We start from the raw sequence: 17464 nt of genomic DNA on the forward strand, positions 1-17464 counted from the left end.
AGTTGCTATGGCAGAAAGAATGAATGTAAATCCTACCAGGATGATGCTCACTTCGCTGAAAAAACGTCTGAAGACGGCAACCCGCGGTCACAAGCTGATGAAGGATAAGCGCGACGAACTGATGAAGAACTTCCTGGAGCTGGCACGAGAAAACGGCAGGCTCCGCCAAGAAGTGGAAAAGAGCCTCGCCAAGGTCTACAAGAACTTCACTGTAGCCAGCGCCATCATGAGCCAGGAGGTCATGGAGGAATCTCTGATGTTCCCCAAACAGGGAGTCATCCTCGATGTCGGCAACAAGAACATCATGAGTGTAGACGTGCCGGTGTTCACCTTCAAGACGACGGCAGAAGACCCGACCAACATCTTTCCCTACGGTTTTGCCCGTACATCTGGAGAACTGGATAACGCTATCTCCGAACTGGCGGACCTGTTTCCGATGCTGCTGGATCTGGCCGCTAAGGAAAAAGAGACGGCGCTGCTGGCGGCGGAGCTGGAGAAGACCCGCCGCAGGGTCAACGCTTTGGAGTACGTCATGATTCCGCAGCTTGAGATGACCATCAAGTACATCACCATGAAACTTGATGAAAACGAGCGTGGAAACCAGACCAGACTGATGAAGGTCAAAGACATGATGCTGAAAGAAGCCATCGAAGAGAAGCGTGAGCACGACGAAGAAGCGATAGAACGCTTCGCAGAATAAAGTTACAAAATACCTTGAAAGATTGAGAAGAGCTGCTTCGGTTGAAGCAGCTCTTTTTGTTTAATAGGAGATATTGATTTCCTATTAAACAAAAAGGGGGTGTGCAGAGGGGATTCCCCTCGCCGCCTTCAGGAGGGTGCTCAGCTTGCGTAGCAAGCGCCGAAGGGAACCTAGGGTTCCCTAGCGGAGTGGCGAAGCCACTTTTTGCTCGCAATTCTAAAAACTCTCGGAGTTAGGGAAGTTTTTGCGGATTATGAGTAAAAACTTTCTTGGAAATGCTGACACCGATATTTATGTGGCGGGTTCCAATTCCAAATTGATGTCGAGCGAAATTTCCACCTATTTAACGGGACGATATATCTCCATTCCGGTCTAAACACTGTCTTTTGCCGAATATCTGGAATTTAAAAATTTCGATTCTCGTTCTCCAAAAGAATTGTTAAATGAATATCTGCGATTGAGCGGTTTTTCGATCGTGACACTCGGTAATTTTGATGAACGCGCGGCTTATCAAATTGTAGAGGGGATTTACAGTTCTGTAATTACCAATGATATTACGAGACGGCATAATATTATGAACTTTGATCTGTTCAACCGCGTTGTAAAGTATATTGTTGAAAATGTAGGCAAGACTTTTTCAGCTAACGCGATTGCAAAGTTTTTGAAGAGCGAGGGGCGTTCACTGTCTATTGAGGCGGTGTACAACTATTTGAGCTGGCTGGAGAAGGCATTTGTTATTTATCGCTGCCGGAGATATGATTTGCAGGGTAAATCTATATTGAAAACCCAGGAAAAATTCTATCTTGCTGATTCTTCTCTCAAATACTGTATCATGGGCTTCAATCCTAAGTCTGTTGCAGCAATGCTTGAAAACATCGTCTACTTTGAACTGCGCCGCAGAGGTTATGAGGTCTATGTCTGAAAAAACGAAACGAAAGAGATAGACCTTGTTGCGGTGCGGCGTGAGGAGCGTATTTATGTCCAGGCGTGTCGCAGGCTGCCAGAAGAAGCTGATCGGGAGGTTGCCAATCTTCTTGAAATCAGAGACCATTATCCGAAATATGTGGTAACGCTGGACGAATTGGCCGCAGGAAATATCAACAGCGTTAAAATTGTTCATTTAGCGGATTTTTTGTTAAGTGATTAATATTAAAAGTTAGCTGCTGATCGATGACCTATTTACGTTGCAATTATACTCCTGAAGGAGTATAATATAGGCGGAGAATGGAGATGATATGTCTATGATTAAGAAACTCTATCATGGTTCCTCGAGTATCATTGAGAAGCCTGTATTTGGATTTGGCAAGCCATATAATGACTACGGCCTGGGATTTTACTGTACCGACAGCCTTGCTATGGCAAAGGAATGGAGCGTTGGAAAAGATCAGGATGGCTATGCCAATTGCTACGAGATCGAATGCAGCAATCTGCGAATCCTCAACTTGAACTCGCAGGAATACTGCATTTTGCATTGGATTACGATTTTGATGCAAAACCGTGAGTTTGATGTACCCTCCGGGCTGGCTTTGGAGGCAAAGGACTATTTGCTTGCTAAATTCGCTATTAATTACGAAAACTACGATGCAATCATTGGTTATCGCGCAGATGACAGCTATTTTTCTTTTGCGCAGGATTTTATTAACGGCACGATTTCCTACCGGCAGCTTAACAACGCCATGCACCTCGGCAGGCTTGGATGGCAGTTTGTTCTCAAGAGTAAGAACGCATTTGACCAGATCAGATTTGTTGGCAGTGAAGCCGTTGAAAGTGACGAGTGGCACGCTAGGAAAATGCTGCGTGATCAGACTGCCCGAAGAGAGTATTTCAGTGTAGAACGGGGCGGACGCCAGCGCGATGATCTGTATATCACACAAATAATGGATGAGGAGATGATGCCTGATGATTTGCGCTTACGATAAGGTTTATCTTGATAAAGCTCGCACCGCTCTTGGTCGTATGCTGGACTTTGCAGTGTATGACCTTGCGTATGATATTGCTGTTTTTTTTGACCTTTTCATCAAATCAAAAGTTGCATCGCGGTTCGAAAGCGGGGATTTTACGTTGCTGGCAGGTATGTCCGGTATTGAGCTTGCATACGTAGTTCTGGAACAATCCAATATTGAATGCGAACGCATCAAACCAAATTATACTGTCGGCCGCAGTGTGGAATACTGGATTGGCTGGGCGCTTGCATATTATCAGTGGGCGACTGCGATGAGCTTCGCGGAGATTGTGAAGCACGTACCAATCAAAGATATCAGGGCACTCTATTGGCCCTATCATGAAATGGATATTCGACAGTTTGTTGACAAGGTAAATGCAATGTATAAAGCAGCAAAACCTGAAACCAATCTTAAGTTACTGCGTCAAAAAGCAGGGCTGAGCCAGCGTGAACTTGCGGAACTTGCTGGCGTTCCACTGCGTACCATTCAGCAGTATGAGCAGAGACAGAAGAGCATCAACAAAGCGATGGCAGAACGCCTTATCATGTTGGCGAAAGTCCTGTGTTGTGAGGTTGAGGATTTAATAGAAAAATGCGAATAAGTTACAAGTTGTAACGCTCTGCAAATGGACTTTTTAATTAAAGATTGTGCCTGCTCCAATAAGGTTAGGCTTTTTGGCTATATCCGAGTATTCCCTGCGTAACCAGATTACGATATTGGAGCATCGGCAGGGGGTATGTCTGGTTCCGGTTACTTTTTGTATCAATTCCAGTGTCTCAAATGCCGCCCACAATCCATAAAAGTAACCACATGCCGTATATTCACAGATTCAGTGAGCAATCAGGACTGTTTTCGAAGGAAATGACTTCTGATACTGTCATAGAGTTACGCGGGATTCGTTAGACAGCATCAAAAAACCTAACTTTATCGTACAAAATGCCCATCGTATACCCCTATCCCCTATATGCTCCCATTCAAATAGAATAGACATTTTCGAAAACGCATTACATTTCAACAGGTTCTTTGCTTATAACATAGGAAATAGAAATCTTGATTCCGTCATTTCTATGTTTTTTATCTCATGCGTACTTTTCTGAATCGGCGGTAGGGCCTTCTCTCAGTTTTTAAATTGGCATATAAATTGCTTTATTTGTTATCATAAGAGATAGAACCGATTGAAACTGCAAAGAAAGGCGGCTGTCATCATGTTAATCAGTAGGATCATGAGAACCAATGTGGACGAGAAACGATTAGAACACCATATCTACGCCAGTCAGCTGGTATCCGATATCAATCCTAAGGGCATCAGGGATACGCAGAAGCTGGAAGTCCGCGACGAAAACGAAAAGAAAGTCGGTGAGATGAGAACCGCAGATCTGCTGTATTTGATCGAGGCGTCACAGAGACTGCATCTGAGCGATATCCTGGACAAGCTGGACGACGGTGTCATCGCTGTGGACGCTGAAGGCCGCATCTGTTTCGAGAACGAGGCATACAGCCGCATCGTCGGCGTGTCGGAACGAAAGACCATTGGCCGGAACCTGCATGTCGTAGAACCAGATGCCATCCTCCTAAAGGTCTTGGAAACGGGGGAGCCGATTTACCGCAACAGGCAGTTGATTCACTCTGTAGGGAAGTTTGTCGCCATGCGGATTTATCCCATCGTAAAAAATGGAAAGATCAAGGGCGCTTATTCTATCTTTCAAGACGTCAGTGAGTTTGACAAGCTAAACCAGGAGTTTCACAGAATGGCGGGAATCGCTCGGGAGTACGGCAATCAGCTCAACGAAAAACAGTCCCTCAGCCATCTGAAAATCGTGCGCAGAAGCCCAGTCTATGATAAAGTGCTCGACAAAGCTCTGACCATTGCAAATACCGATGCTTCTGTACTGATCAGAGGGGAAAGCGGCGTCGGCAAGGAAGTCATCACCAGGCTGATTCACGAAAACAGTCATCGCAGCGGCAAACCGCTCATCACTGTAAACTGCGCAGCAATACCTGACAGCCTGATTGAGAGTGAACTTTTCGGCTACGAAGACGGCGCGTTTACGGGATCGCGAAAGGGCGGCAAGCTGGGCAAATTTGAGCTGGCTCATGAGGGGACGCTTTTTCTCGATGAAATCGGAGATATGCCCTATGCCATGCAGGCGAAACTGCTCAGGGCGTTGCAGGAGGGCGAGATAGAGAGAGTCGGCGGCAGTAAGAGTATCTCTGTAGATGTGCGAATTATCGCAGCGACCAATCAGAACCTGGAAGAAATGATCAAAGCAAAACAGTTCAGGCAGGATTTGTATTTCCGTCTCAATGTGGTCGGCATTACGGTGCCTCCGCTGCGGGAACGAAAAGAGGATATCATCCCGTTAATCAATCACTTTCTGCAGAAAAACAATGAAAAGTACAAGAAACATATTTCAATCTCACCGGAAGCTTACCATCAATTTGAAGCGTATGAATGGCCGGGCAACGTGAGGCAATTGCAGAATTACGTCGAGTCAATGGTCATCATGACGGATGAGGACGGCACTGTCAGGTCTGTACCGCTGGCGCTATATAAGAGTGAAAGCAGTCAGGATGTCTGCGAAGAGAGTCTGATCGATGACCTGCAAAACAGCTTTCTCCTTGAAGAGGTTTCCTTTGCAGAAGCAGTCAGACGTTATGAGCAGCGGTTGATCAGAGCCGCCGTCGAAAGCTGTGACGGGAATCGCGATCTGGCGATAAAGAAGCTGGGAATCAGCCGTAGAACTTTTTACAGAAAACTGCAGGATGAATAAAGGTGTCAGAGATTACACTGGTGTCAAATATGGCAATGAAAAGTGCCTTGTTTGACACCAGTGTCTTTTTTGGCACTATTTTTCTTGGGGAAAGTAGAATCTATGCAAGAAGCAGCAATCGGGGACAATAAAGTTAAACTTATATCTGCTGCCGTGTTGATGGTGACCCGGAAAACACATGAGATGAATTGACACGCCTTCATTCCACAAAAAGCGTGGCATGGTGGCACAAAACGCTGCCCATGTCCGCATTTCCGCCTTCATTCTTGTTTTTATTAAGTTTACTGGCGCTACTCCCTTTGCAAACACTGGATTTCCTCTACAAAGACTGCCATATAAGGAATTATATGGAATAATCTGATCAAAACCCGTTGGATAAAAGGGCGAATGTCTTTAAAATCGGTCGGATTTTTCTCCTGCGCGCAAGTACAAAGCCAGAACTCAAAAATGAAGGCGGATTGGTTTACCATAATCAAAAAAAGTGCAAGTAACGGTCAGAAAAATGAAAATGAAGGCGCAAATGTTTTTATGCGTTTGCCGTGGGAAGATCTCTTGGCACACTTGTTGCGTTTATAGTGAGTAGAGATCAGAGAAAGGAGTTGTGAATACGATGACGTTACAATTAACGCCGCAGCAACAGAACATACTGGACGGAAACGAAGGTCCGGCACGGAAACTGGCGATGGAAATCCTGGTAAAGGTTGGAGAGGGGTTTGGCGCGCAAAGGCTGATTCCAATCCAAAGTGTACATTTGGTATTGCACGCATACAAGAGCGCTTTTGATGCTGGCGTAGAAGCGGCAGAACGAATCGCCGATATGGGCGGCAGATTCTCCGTCCCGACTACCATAGATCCTTACGGAATGGATGCGGAGGACTGGGAAGGCGCAAAAACGCCAAAAGAATACGCGGTCATGCAGAAGAGATTAGAAGCGGCGGTAAACCGATTGGGGGTGATTCCCGTGTGGACCTGCACGCCGTATTATGGATTCAACATGCCGAAGTTCGGCGAAAACGTAGCCTGGTCAGAATCCAGTGCGGTTGCCTTTGCCAATACAGTCCTCGGCGCCAGAACGAATAGACAAGCAGCCATAGTTGACATCTGCTGCGGCATTCTGGGACTTGCTCCGGAAGTGGGGCTGCATCTTGCGGAGGAGCGGCGAGGACAGGTATTGATAGACCTCAGAATGGATAGACCGTTGCAGGCTTGGGAATATCCGGCTCTTGGATTCAGGCTGGGGCAACTCTTAGGAAATCGTATCGGAGTAGTAGTCGGTATGTTGGGAACCCCTGATACGGAAGAACTTAAGGCATTATGTGCGGCGGCAGCAGCTTCAGGGTCTGTAGCGCTTCTCCATATAGTGGGTATTACCCCAGAAGCGAGAACTCTGGAAGAAGCCTTTGGCGGCAACCGCCCGCAGGAGACGATTGCATTTACAGAAAAGGATTTACTGGAAACAAGAGAGAAGATGAATACACATAAGGGGAAAAATGTCGATATTGTAGCGCTTGGATGTCCCCATTACACCATCAATGAAATCATTACTGTGCAAAAACTGCTGCGCGGACGCAGGGTGAGCGACGGCGTTGCCATGTGGATTTATGCAAATTCTGCCGCTATCGCCCTGGCAGAGAAAATGGGCATTCGAGAGGAACTGGAAGGTCTGGGCATTACAATCAGAGCAGAAACCTGCATGATCATCTCGCCTATTGCGGAGTGGGGGTTCAAGGTGATGATGACGGATTCCGGCAAGTGCGTACATTATGGGCCGATGGAATGCGGAACGGAAATGGTCTTCGGCAGCGCAGAGGAGTGCGTGGAATCGGCAGTTTGCGGACATGTCTGGACAAAGGAGGCGTAAAAGATGAAAGTATATAAAGGCCGCACTGTCGTAGGCGGCGGCGCCGTGACGGGTAAAGCCCTGGTATCAAAGATGCCATTTGGGTTCTTCGGCGGCGTCAATCCGAAAACCGGAATTGTTATCGATCAATGGCATGATTTATACGGCGAGAGCATCAAAGATAAGATCCTCATATATCCAGAAGGGAGAGGATCGACGGTAGGCGCTGCCATTATCCTGGAACTGGCCAGATGCGGCTGCGCACCGAAGGCGATTCTCTTTAATGACAGCGAAATTATCACAGCGACTGGCGGCATTCTCTCCGAAAAATTCTACAGCAAAGAAATACCGATGATGGACCGATTTGCATGTGATGTCACAAAGAAGATCAAAACAGGAGATATCGTCAGGGTCAATCCGCCGGAAGACACCATAGAGGTAATGGAGGGAGCAATAGATGAAGACGAGTAAATACAGCGGTTTCTATAAATTGAGTGGTACAGATCGCTTAAATGAGGTGGCTGATTTTGCAGCGCTGACAGAGGGCGAGAAGGAGATGCTCCGCCGAGACGGTGCGCTGAGTCTGAAAGAAGCAGACCGGATGATTGAAAACGCCATCGGCATCATGCCGATTCCCTTGGGCGTCGCAGTGAATTTCTGTATCAATGGAAAAGACTACTTGATTCCCATGGCGACGGAGGAACCCTCTGTGATTGCCGCCGCCAGCAATATGGCGAGAATCTGCAGGGCTGATGGCGGCTTTCGGACTTCTAACACCGGAGCTGTGATGATTGCACAGATCCAGGCTGCCTATGTGAGCGACGTATACGCGGCGAGACTGAAGATTTTGGAAAAGAGAGAAGCCTTAATCAGGGCGGCCAACGAGAAAGATCCGCTTCTCGTTCAGATGGGTGGTGGCATGAAGGATCTGGATGTGAGAATTGTCGAATCGGGACTTGGGAAGATGGTGATTACACATATCCTGGTGGACACAAGAGATGCCATGGGAGCCAATACCGTCAATACGATGGCAGAAGCACTGGCGCCTATGATCGAGAACCTGACAGGAGGGAAAGTTTATCTGCGAATTTTGTCCAATCTGGCCGACCAAAGACTTGCCAGAGCGAGAGTGGAAATCGATCAGGAAAAGCTGGGTGGGGAAGCTGTGGTAGATGGAATCATCTCCGCCTACGCCTTTGCCGCGGCAGATCCCTACAGGGCGGCAACGCACAACAAGGGGATTATGAACGGCATCGATGCAGTGGTTTTGGCGACAGGTAACGATACCAGAGCCATCGAATCCGGTGCCCATGCTTATGCTGCGAGAACAGGGGCTTACACGACGCTGACCACTTGGGAAAAGACGGCAGGCGGCAATTTAGTGGGAACCATTGAACTGCCTATGGCTGTCGGTCTGGTGGGCGGTGCCACGAAGGTACATCCGGTGGCGAAGCTGGCCGTTAAAATTTTGGGCGTCCAATCCGCTTTGGAGCTGGGTGAGGTAATTGCCTGCGTCGGCCTGGCACAGAACCTGGGCGCGATGAAGGCACTGGCCACAGAAGGTATTCAGCGGGGACATATGTCGCTCCATGCAAAAAATGTAGCTGCCATGGCAGGTGTTCCACAGGATATGGCGGATGCAGTCATACAGCAGATGGTCGAAGAAAAAGCAGTCCGCATCGATCGGGCGAAAGAAATCATGGAAGAACTCGAAGGCAAGACGAAATAAAGACAGAAAGGATGTTGACCATGGAGAAAATAGATCATATTGATATCCTGGATGTGACTTTGCGAGACGGGCTGCAGCATGAGGAAATTTTTGTTCCCACAGAGGCCAAACTGTACATCGCGAACCAGCTTATCGGCGCAGGATTTAAACATATCGAGGTCGGAAGTTTTAGTCATGTGAAATACGTGCCCCAGTTCAGAGATATCGAGGATGTTTTGGAGAATTTGCCCAAACGGGACGACGTAGAATATACCGTTCTCGCTTTGAATACCAAAGCCTGCGAGCGTGTAGCAGCCGCTCTCGACAAGGGAGCGAAAATTGACCGCGTACTATGCGGACAGCTTGCGACCAGTGAAGCCTATGCGCGTAAGAATATGAATAGAACTCATGAAGAACTGTTCGCGGAAGCCAAGCGGAATGTGAAGCTTCTGCACAGCGTTGGCGTGAAGAAAGTCTTTGCCAACGTAGGCACCATATTCGGCTGCCCGGTACAGGGAGCAGTTCCTTTAAAAACCGCCTATGAATTCTGCGACAGAGTTTTTGATTTAGGCTTTGACGAAATTGAACACTCTGATACAGAAGGGACGGCGGCGCCGGATGCCGTTTATGAATACTTTACAAAGATATTTTCTTTCTATCCGGACAGCCGAATGCACAGCTTTCATGTACACGACGTAAGAGGCATGGGACTGGCTGCGTATTATGCGGCTATGGAGGCCGGTGTAACAGCCTTTGACTGCACTTTGGGCGGAATCGGCGGCCAGGTAGCCAACATCGTTGACAAAGTTCCTTGCAAAGGTACGGGAGACTATTATTATAACGACTGCCGCACAGGCCTGGTAGAAACCTGCGACTTCGCAGGAATGCTGGATATCATGAAAATTGACACTGGGATTGATACGGAAAAGACAATCAAAATATGCAACATGTTGGAGAAGATTTTGGGCAGAAGATTAGACTCGTACCTGGCGGCTTTGGCGAGACAGGTTATATAAAAGAAAGTAGAAATAGTTGTTGCAGAAATGATGATAACAAGGAGAGAATTATGAAAAAGAAGTTTAAGAAGTTACTGGCAGTAGTAACAGCGGCGGCAATGCTGGTTTCCTTATCTGCCTGCGGCGGAGGAGACAAGGACAGCGGCACAGAGACGAAAGGCAAGGACTCTGTAACCTTTAATATCGACTGGCCGGCGGCCATCGACCCTGGCGTGGGGAGCAAGTCGGCAGATACCATCGCCATGCTCAATCTCTACGATAGTCTGACCTATCCCAACACGGACGGTTCGGTAGAGCCGCTTTTGGCAGAGAAATGGGACGTCAATGACAGCAGTACAGAGTATACCTTCCATCTGAATAAAGACGCCAAGTTCCACAGCGGAAACCCGGTGAAGGCCAGCGATGTCAAGTTCAGTATGGACAGGCTGGTTACCATGGGCGAAGGTTACGCTTACCTGTTCACGGATCTGCTGAAATCTACGGAAGCAGTTGATGATCAGACTGTGAAATTCACTCTGCATTCGCCTTCGGGCACTTTTCCTAACATGCTGATCAGGCTTTATGTTCTGGAAGAGGATCTGGTCATGAAAAACCTGGATACCAGCAAAGACACGTATGGCGATAAGGGTGACTATGGGAAAAAGTGGCTGCAGACCAACGATGCCGGTTCTGGACCATATAAGGTGAAGGAGATGCGTACGGAGGACTCTCTGACCATGGAAAAGAACGAGGATTACTGGCAGGGCTGGGATGAATATGCCGGCGCACCGGCCACCGCAGTGATGATGGGAAATCTTGATGGCACCACAGTGCGCACCATGATTACGAGAAATGAGTTGGATCTGACTGACGATACCCAGACAAACGAATCCCTGGAGGCCATGACAAAGGCCGATGGCGTAGAGCTGGTGAGGACGCAGACCGGCAACAATTTCAATATCGCACTGAACACAAAATCGGCGCCGACCGACGATATCCACGTCAGAAAGGCCATGGCGTATGCCCTCGATTATGAGCAGGTATGTGAGAGCATCTATCCGGGAAGTACAAAAGCCACCGGACCGATTCTGGCTGGCATCGCGGGCTCACTGGACAGCAATCCATATGCTTATGATCTGGATAAAGCCAAAGCAGAACTGAAACAGTCCAAGTATTACGATGACTTAATCAGTGGAAAGAAGAAAATCACCCTGACCTATTGTTCAGAGGGTGGAGATAACCAGGAGAAGTTAGCGCTGCTGATGCAGTCGGGACTTGACAAGATCGGCGTCACTTGTGAAATCGCCGGAAAACCTTTTGCAACCATGATGACCGACGCGGCGACCGTAGAAACCACACCCAATGCAGCCTTCGTAGTATTTGCCGGTCCATACCTGGATGGCGGCGTGTTCCTAAAATCCCGATATCACTCATCCTCCTGCGGTTCCTGGGAGCAGATGGAATGGCTGCAGAGCGACAAAATCGACAAGGAAATTACCGATGCCATGGCTATTGCTGACGAAGAGGAAAGAACCGCAGCATATGAAAAGATTTCTGAAGAACTGATCGACCTGTGTCCTACCATCTGGGTAGGCGATATCGCCTCTAGTTTTGCTTACAGATCAGACAATATTGTCAAACTCCCAGTAGCAGAAAAATTCGCTTCAGGAGAGCCCTTCGTATACGCTGGCGGGTACTCTTACTATTTGAGAGAATTCGAAGTGAAAAAATAGCGGCTCTATATAAAAGCAGAACGTCTGCGGAGGGAATCGAACCTGTTGATTCCCTCCCCAAATTACAAAGGAGGGTCTATGGCTATTAAACTTATAAAACGGATATTTTCCTATATCCTGGTGCTGTTTGGCCTATCGGTCTTAATTTTTGTCATCGTCAGGGTGATGCCTGGGGATACTGCGCGGATGGCGCTGGGGGCCAGAGCGCCTGAATCGGCTGTTGCTGCTTTGAGCCAGGAGATGCGCCTGGACCAGCCCATCGTCGTGCAGTACGGTTACTGGCTAAAAGATATGGTAAGTGGAGATTTTGGTGAGTCCATCATTACCAAGCGGCCGGTATCGGAGGATATCATGAGCTATCTGCCTGCAACTGCGGAGCTGGCGATTATCGCAGCCCTGCTGCTCATCATTTTCGGACTGATACTCGGCGTCATTTCCACCAAGTATGCTGGAAAGTGGCAGGATGCGATCATCAGGGTATCTTCTTATTTTGGAATCGTGGCGCCAGCCTTCTTATGGGCGGTGTTTGCCATGCTGGTATTTGCCTATATCTTTCCGATATTGCCCATATCAGGACGCATCAGCGCAGGGTTCAGTCCGCCGCCAAACGTGACCGGCATGTATGTTTTGGACTACATATTGGCAGGGGATCTGGCGGGAGCCTGGGACGCGTTCAAGCATATCATCATGCCGTCTGTCGTCCTGTCTTTTGCCGGTATCAGCCAGGCTGCCAGAATCACTCGTTCCAGCATGATTGAAAATACGGAAAAGCCTTATGCCTTTGCAGAGAGAGCCTACGGCATTCCCGAAAATAAGATTTTGTTCAAATACCTGCTCAAGCCGTCGATGAATTCCACCATTACCACCATGTCACTGGATATTGCAGGCATTTTTGGCAGCGCTTATCTGGTAGAGCAGATCTTCGGTTTTCCGGGCCTCTCAAACTACGGCCTGCAGGCGATGATGAACAAAGACGTATTTGCCGTTTCGGCGGTCATCATGGTGGACGGCTTGATCATACTGGTCTTCAACATCATCTCTGATATGGTCATACGCTGGCTTGATCCGCGGGCGAGGTTGTCATAACGAACGGAAAGGAGAACAAAAAAATGAACAAGGAAAGTTACATCATCGATGTTTCCTCGGTAGATACGGACAGGCTTTCAAAGAAAAACCGCCTGGAAAACGCCAGGAAACTGTGGTACAAGTTCTCGCTCAACAAGGTTTCGGTTGCAGGCCTTGCCATCATACTGATGATCTTATTTATAGCAGTATTCTATGAATTCATAGCCCCGTATCCGGAAGATATCGGATCAGTAGTGAAATTCAATGAGGCAAACCAGGGACCATCGCTGTCACATTTGATGGGAACGGATACGACGGGCAGAGACATTTTCAGCCGTATCTGTTATGCCTTCCGCGGGGCATTTACGATGGGAATCGGCTGCCTGGCTGTCGTCGTGCCACTGGGAGGAATCCTGGGACTCATCGCCGGCTACTTTAACGGCAGATTTATATCGAATTTTATCATGCGCCTGGCAGACGTATTTCTCGCTCTGCCGGCATTGATTCTGGTCATGTGCGTGTCATCCATCATGAAACCGACTTTGATGAACGCCATGCTGGCCCTGTGCGTATCCTGGTGGCCTTGGTATACCAGGCTTGTAAACAACATCGTAGTTTCCTCGAGAAATGAGGTGTACATTCGGGCTGCAGAGGTGACTGGATCCAGCAACGCGCATATCCTGTTTCGCGAGATCCTGCCCAACGCCCTGGGACCTGTGCTGACGAAAGTCACCCTGGACATGGGTTGGGCAATCATGGCTGGAGCTACCTTGAGCTATCTCGGCATGGGAGAACAGCCGCCGACACCGTCCCTTGGCGCAATGGTATCTGACGGTGTAGCTTATCTGCCGGATCAGTGGTGGATGTCCATTTTCCCGGCCCTTGCCATCATGTTGATCGTACTGGGGTTCAACTTGGCAGGGGATGGAATCAAGGATATGCTTTCGGACAATGAATAAAGGAGGAAAGAGAAATGCGTACAAATCATAAGGAAGACTTGATTGTGGATTTGAAAGGTCTCTACGTCTCTTTCCGAACCTTCAAGGGTTATACAAAGGTTTTGAATGGGGTAAACCTCCATGTGAAGCGCCGTGAGAAAATCAGTATCGTGGGAGAGACTGGCTGCGGCAAGACGACGACAGTATATACCATCGCCCAGATTCTGGCGAGACAGGCGAGGGTGGATCAGGGAGAAGTGTACTTCCAGGGTGAAAATGTGCTGAAGATGGACAAAAGAGAACTGAAGAAACTGAGAGAGAAGGGGATTTCCATCATCTTTCAAGATCCCATCGCTTCGCTGAATCCGGTGTTTACTGTGGGAAATCAGATGAAAGAAATCGTCAGCTATTCCGGTATTGAAGGAGCAAAGGCTAAACGCGTGCAGACCGAAAGAACCATCGCCGCATTACGAGAGACTCAGCTTCCGGACCCTGAGCGGATTATGGACAGCTATCCCTTCCAGCTGTCGGGCGGTATGAGACAGAGAATCTGTATTGCCATGTCCCTTGCGACACCGAGAGACTTGGTCATCGCTGACGAGCCGACGACAAATTTGGACGTAACCATACAGGATCAGGTGCTGAAGACACTCAAACAGAGAGTGGAAGAAAAAGAGAGCTCCCTCATACTGATTACCCATTCTCTGGGAGTAGCCAGGATGATGGCGGATCGAATTTACGTGATGTATGCGGGCAACATGGTGGAGGTTGCAAAGTCGGAGGATCTGTTCCGCGAATATTTTCATCCTTATACCAAAGGACTGATGGGCTGTGTGCCAAAGCTCTCCGGAGGAGGCATTTCAACGGGCATACCGGGACATCTTCCTAACTATATGGATCCGCCAAAGGGCTGCCGGTTTGCACCGAGATGCCCTCACGCGGCAGAGCGGTGCAGGCAGTCACAGCCGCCGCTGTACGAAGTGAAGCCGGAGCATTTTGTCGCATGCTATCTGTATGAGGAGGTGAGATAGGTGGAGGAGAAACGTAACGAATATGTTCTGGAAGTGACGGATCTGAAAAAATACTTTCCCGTGCGCGGGCAGAAGGAACAGTTTGTAAAAGCCATCGATGGAATCAACTTCAAACTGAAAGCGGGCGAGACTTTGGGACTGGTAGGAGAATCGGGATCTGGCAAAAGCACGACTGCCTATAACGTCATCGGCATGGAGGCGATGACGGAAGGACAGGTATGCTTCAAAGGGCAGGATATCAGCATGCCTTTGGCAAAACGTCCCCTGGAACTGAAGAAGGAGATTCAAATCGTGTTCCAGGACCCGGGGACATCTTTGAACCCGCAGCGAAATATCTTTGATATCTTATCGCTGCCGCTAAAGGTGCACAAGGTCTGCGGAGCCGGTGAATATGTGAAGTATGTAGCGAGGCTGATGGATATCGTAGAACTGCCCTATGAATACATGTATAAGTATCCGTCCACGCTCAGCGGCGGAGAGCGTCAGATGGTGGCCATTGCAAGAGCCCTTGCGACAAATCCGTCCATGATCATTCTGGACGAGCCGACCAGCGCTTTAGATGTATCAGTGCAGGCAAAGATCATTAACACTCTGTTGAAGCTGCAGAAGGAATTGAATCTGACCTACCTGTTCATTACCCACGACCTCAGTCTGATGCGCAATGTATCCACCAGAGTCGCCATCATGTACTTAGGGAAGATTGCTGAAATCGCGCCGACGGAGAGCTTTTTCCAAAATCCGCAGCATCCGTACACGAAAATGCTGCTGTCGTCGATACCTGTGGTCACCGAAGCAGAGGAGGCTCTGAAACCCACACAGATTCACTCTGAAGGGGAAATCCCCAGTCCGGTCAATGTGCCAAAGGGATGCAGCTTCAATACCAGATGTCCTTTCGTTATGGAAATCTGCAGGCAGGTTGACCCGCAGATGGTGACCTATGCTGCAGATCATACGGTCAGATGCCATCTGTGTAAATCAAAAATGGAGGAATAGAGATGCAAGAACAATTTTGCTTGAAGAATGAACAAGATATCGAAGATCTTTTAAAGGGATGTGCGTTTTATGGAACGGGCGGCGGAGGGGAGGTCAGCGCCGGGAGGACGTCGCTTCTGGACTGTCTGTCAATGGGGCTGCCTATGACGTTGCTGGATCCTGACGACATCAAAGACGATGCTTTATACTGCTGTCCATTTTTCATGGGCAGTATTGCACCGAAAACGGCAGAAACTCTGGCGGAGATGGAGTCGCTGGGGTACCTGGATCGGAAGTATTATTTAGAAGAAATTTTGATGGGTGCGGTACGGACCTTAGAAGAAGTGAGCGGGAAGGCTGTTGAGGGACTGTACATTGCAGAACCCGGCGGTTCTAATGCAGGCTGCTGTATGGCCGCCGCATACAAAATGGGCATTCCTGTCATCGACGGTGACCCTGCAGGGAGAGCCGTTCCAGAGATGACCCAGGGGCTTGCGGCAATCCGCGGCATGGACTTTCTGCCTGCGGCTTACTTTGACGCCTGGGGAAACAGGAATGCAACCTTCCAGACTATGCATACCAAAGCGGCAGAGCGAATCGGCAAGTTCCTCAGCGAAGCGGCCTATGGAGAAATGGCGGAGGCTGCTTATCTGATGACAGGCAAAGAACTGAAAACCATCCTCGTGCCGCGGACGTTGTCCAAAGCTTACCAGGTAGGCAGAGCGATGAGGCAGGCCGAAGATGTGCTTGCAGCGGCGGTAGAGGCTGCCGGCGGGAAGGTGGTCGGCAGAGGAATTCTGCAAAATATGCAGACAAAGGATCAGGGCGGCTATTACTGGGGCACTTATGAGATTTTGGGCGATGACGGCAGACTCTATAAAATCTGGTTCAAAAACGAAAATCACATTCTCTGGATTGACGGACGTCCGGCAGTGACAAGCCCGGATCTGATTTCACTGATCGACCTGGAAGAAAAAGAACCGCTGCTCAACTCTCACCTGGAAAATGGAAAGTATGTGGGGATTGCTGTGACGTCAGCCTATGATTTCTATCACGAAGAGAAACCTATAGAGTCCTTCGGCCCCCGTTACTTCGGCTTTGACTTCGACTACATTCCTTTTGCAGAAGCAGAACTATGACATTCTGTTCAAAGAGCCCCAGGCGGCAGTCGAATTCGCCAAATCAGAGATTTGGGAATTCGCTGCATGAGACCTGCCACGGTTTGCCTGGACGAACCGGGCTGGGACTTCAATTTGCGTGACAACGCTTCTCTCCTCCGGGAACTGCTGTTCCCTGCGCTGTCCGTTTTGCCTAGCCAAGCAAGCTTGGGGCAAAAAGGCAGAATTTATGCTAAAACGCCCCAGCCTATGACTGGTTTGGCGTTTGTCGTATGAGAAAGGATAGGTTTACATCATGAAGATTGACGGAAACAAAAAAGAAAAGGCGGCGCTGGCAGCTTACGACCAGGGAGATCGTGTTCTTGCCGCCCGGTTGGAAGAGGAATTTACCGAAGAACTGCGCCTTGCCATCGCCAACGGCGAGGACTACTGCAGCTGTACCAGTTCTTGTGAAAAGCACGGTAATTGTGTAGAATGCGTGGCTGCTCATCGAGGGCACCAGGGTCATCTTCCTGCCTGCTTCAGGGAGATGGTCAATCAAAGACTGTGCGAACTGTCGGGGTTGACGGAGCATACCGTCATCGGCAAGATCAAAGAAGAACGGAGAAAAGACCGCCCTTGAAAGGGGCTGCTACGCAAAAGTTAACTGC

General features: G+C 48.8%; 18 protein-coding genes. All 18 read left to right on the top strand.

The annotated features are described in order from the left end of the window. Window positions 1–7 precede the first annotated feature (7 nt). The 18 genes from BN6539_RS11555 to BN6539_RS11635 all read left to right on the top strand — a co-directional run bounded on the left by BN6539_RS11555 (window position 8) and on the right by BN6539_RS11635 (window position 17436). Window positions 8–700 carry a V-type ATP synthase subunit D gene (locus BN6539_RS11555; RefSeq protein ID WP_067538529.1) on the top strand — a complete coding sequence of 231 codons (693 nt, stop codon included), beginning with the start codon at window positions 8–10 and terminating at the stop codon, window positions 698–700. 253 nt (window positions 701–953) lie between these two features. Beyond that, window positions 954–1076, top strand: a complete 123-nt coding sequence (locus tag BN6539_RS23225) for a hypothetical protein (RefSeq protein ID WP_408606578.1) — start codon at window positions 954–956, stop codon at window positions 1074–1076. 60 nt (window positions 1077–1136) lie between these two features. Beyond that, on the top strand, window positions 1137–1622 hold the full coding sequence (locus tag BN6539_RS23230; protein ID WP_330385082.1) for an ATP-binding protein: 486 nt from the start codon (window positions 1137–1139) through the stop codon (window positions 1620–1622). Between the two features lie 33 nt (window positions 1623–1655). After that, window positions 1656–1847: a hypothetical protein gene (locus BN6539_RS23235; RefSeq protein ID WP_330385083.1), complete on the top strand. Its 192-nt coding sequence runs from the start codon at window positions 1656–1658 to the stop codon at window positions 1845–1847. 94 nt (window positions 1848–1941) lie between these two features. Then, complete coding sequence (locus BN6539_RS11565; protein ID WP_067538532.1) at window positions 1942–2619, top strand: DUF3990 domain-containing protein; 678 nt, start codon at window positions 1942–1944, stop codon at window positions 2617–2619. Then, entirely contained in the window at window positions 2600–3244 is a 645-nt protein-coding gene (locus BN6539_RS11570) for a helix-turn-helix domain-containing protein (RefSeq protein ID WP_067538536.1), read from the top strand. Before BN6539_RS11565 ends, BN6539_RS11570 begins: the two co-directional genes overlap by 20 nt. Window positions 3245–3848: 604 nt before the next feature. After that, entirely contained in the window at window positions 3849–5414 is a 1566-nt protein-coding gene (locus BN6539_RS11575; RefSeq protein WP_242869405.1) for a sigma-54 interaction domain-containing protein, read from the top strand. A gap of 610 nt (window positions 5415–6024) precedes the next feature. Then, a complete protein-coding gene (locus BN6539_RS11585; protein WP_067538543.1) occupies window positions 6025–7275 on the top strand; it encodes an aconitase X in 1251 nt (416 codons plus the stop codon). A gap of 3 nt (window positions 7276–7278) precedes the next feature. Continuing rightward, window positions 7279–7725, top strand: coding sequence for an aconitase X swivel domain-containing protein (locus tag BN6539_RS11590; RefSeq protein ID WP_067538546.1), 447 nt, complete (start codon window positions 7279–7281; stop codon window positions 7723–7725). Continuing rightward, the gene (locus tag BN6539_RS11595; protein ID WP_067538548.1) at window positions 7712–8983 is read left to right on the top strand and encodes a hydroxymethylglutaryl-CoA reductase, degradative; all 1272 of its coding nucleotides are present in this window, start codon (window positions 7712–7714) and stop codon (window positions 8981–8983) included. Before BN6539_RS11590 ends, BN6539_RS11595 begins: the two co-directional genes overlap by 14 nt. Before the next feature lie 20 nt (window positions 8984–9003). Then, entirely contained in the window at window positions 9004–9978 is a 975-nt protein-coding gene (locus BN6539_RS11600; RefSeq protein WP_242869406.1) for a beta/alpha barrel domain-containing protein, read from the top strand. 50 nt (window positions 9979–10028) lie between these two features. Continuing rightward, window positions 10029–11690 (top strand): ABC transporter substrate-binding protein, encoded by a 1662-nt coding sequence (locus tag BN6539_RS11605; RefSeq protein ID WP_067538553.1) that lies wholly within the window; start codon window positions 10029–10031, stop codon window positions 11688–11690. A 78-nt stretch (window positions 11691–11768) separates the two neighbouring features. After that, window positions 11769–12776, top strand: a complete 1008-nt coding sequence (locus BN6539_RS11610) for an ABC transporter permease (protein WP_067538556.1) — start codon at window positions 11769–11771, stop codon at window positions 12774–12776. A 23-nt stretch (window positions 12777–12799) separates the two neighbouring features. Beyond that, the gene (locus BN6539_RS11615) at window positions 12800–13714 is read left to right on the top strand and encodes an ABC transporter permease (RefSeq protein WP_082907492.1); all 915 of its coding nucleotides are present in this window, start codon (window positions 12800–12802) and stop codon (window positions 13712–13714) included. Between the two features lie 14 nt (window positions 13715–13728). Beyond that, complete coding sequence (locus BN6539_RS11620) at window positions 13729–14724, top strand: ABC transporter ATP-binding protein (RefSeq protein WP_067538560.1); 996 nt, start codon at window positions 13729–13731, stop codon at window positions 14722–14724. Continuing rightward, a complete protein-coding gene (locus tag BN6539_RS11625) occupies window positions 14725–15717 on the top strand; it encodes an ABC transporter ATP-binding protein (protein ID WP_067538564.1) in 993 nt (330 codons plus the stop codon). 2 nt (window positions 15718–15719) lie between these two features. After that, entirely contained in the window at window positions 15720–16835 is a 1116-nt protein-coding gene (locus tag BN6539_RS11630; RefSeq protein WP_067538567.1) for a DUF917 domain-containing protein, read from the top strand. A 274-nt stretch (window positions 16836–17109) separates the two neighbouring features. Next, complete coding sequence (locus tag BN6539_RS11635; RefSeq protein WP_067538571.1) at window positions 17110–17436, top strand: hypothetical protein; 327 nt, start codon at window positions 17110–17112, stop codon at window positions 17434–17436. Window positions 17437–17464: the final 28 nt, after the last annotated feature.

Source organism: Emergencia timonensis, assembly GCF_900086585.1.
Lineage (GTDB): Bacteria > Bacillota > Clostridia > Peptostreptococcales > Anaerovoracaceae > Senimuribacter > Senimuribacter timonensis.